A 1,505-nucleotide genomic window follows, 5' to 3' on the forward strand; every position below is an offset into this window, starting at 1 on the left:
AAAATTCCAATTCCTGATCACATACCGGGCACTTATACCGACCAGAACTATTTTTCCGCAGAGCAACCACCGGATTAACATCCTCATTTTTCACTGATGGTTTATCCTCTACAGGTGTTGTTTCCTCTTCCAGCTTAAACCGCTCATACATGCCGGAATTAAGCAATTCCTTGTAATAAACCTTACAATCATCACAAATATAGCGGTTTTTTATGCTTTCATAATCTACCTTGCCATCCACTACCTGAATAGCACTTCCCTCAGAGCAACGCAAAGTCTTACCGCAATTAGGACAGGCAAAGCTGTTTCCTGCGCGGGTTAAATGAACCACCGGATGATCCTCAGCCGGTGGCGGTGTCTCGGAGGAGTCCGCAGATTTATTTAATTCCTGTGCTTCTTTTTGCAGTTCTTCGTCCAAGTCAAAAACATCATAAAAGCCCGAGTGAAGCATCTCTCGGTAAAATTTTTTGCACTTGAAACAAACATACCGAGGCTTAATGTTTTCGTAATCAACCCGGCCGTTTACTACCCGAACCTGTCCGCCATCTTTGTATATCAACTCGCCCTTACACTCCGGGCAAAGCAGAGAGCCATCCGACCCACTTTCTAATTTCGTAACTGACATCTAACCACCAAGCACTTTCCATAGAAAACTTCGTAGTAAAAATTAAAGTTTAGGTAACTTATATTATACATGAAAATTATATTTAAAAATACCCTATGGCTATATTTTTAAATCATTTTTTCTTTAACCAATAATTTTTTCGGCGATGTCAGCAGCAGCCATGGCGCGCCTATATGTTTCAGCCTTTAAATGCATATTCTCCAGCTTATCAGGATGGCGTAACAAATCCCCCACAATCTTTGACAAACTGTCACCAGAGTGGAGCCAAATAGCCATGCCACCCTGATCCATAAAGCGGGCATTGTCAGTTTCCGGCCCGGGGATAGGCTCATGAAGTACCATGGGGGTTCCCAAGGACATGGCCTCGGTTAAGGTCAAAGCACCCGGTTTCGTTATCAGAATATCCGCTGCCCCCATCAGCTTGGCCACCTTATCTGTATACCCCAGGGTAATTACCCTGTGATGGGATTTGTCAGCCAAAGCTTCCACATTTTTCTTTAGCTCAGTATTTTTACCGGCAATAACCACTATTTGGAGGATTTCCTTGATCCGTTCCAGCTGGTTCATGGCCACGTCCATGCCACCCAGCCCCAGTCCGCCCCCCATGAGCATTATCACTGGTAAATCCACGTCCAAATCCAATTCCTGTCGGCATGTTTTTTTATCCAAAATCTGACTAAATTCTCCACCCACAGGAATACCGGTAACGTGGATTATATCTTCCCGTATACCATATTCCACCAGCTGCTCCTTCATGGGATCGATAGCTACAAAATACTTATCCAGATTTGGACACACCCACATCTGATGGACGGAATAATCCGTAATAATCGCACAGGAAGTAAATTCCCGCCGCCACTTTTCCGCCAAATGAGAGACA

General features: G+C 44.3%; 2 protein-coding genes. Both read right to left on the reverse strand.

Going from position 1 to position 1,505, the window contains the following annotated elements:
- On the reverse strand, positions 1-625 hold a 625-nt coding region (locus ACKI5G_RS07665), incomplete at its 3' end, for a hypothetical protein (RefSeq protein WP_407399174.1).
- Positions 626-748: 123 nt separating this feature from the next.
- A partial coding sequence (locus ACKI5G_RS07670) for an MGDG synthase family glycosyltransferase (protein WP_407399176.1) occupies positions 749-1,505 on the reverse strand: 757 nt, incomplete at its 5' end.

Origin of the sequence: Anaerovibrio sp. (assembly GCF_045637405.1) — a bacterium.
Lineage (GTDB): Bacteria > Bacillota > Negativicutes > Selenomonadales > Selenomonadaceae > Anaerovibrio.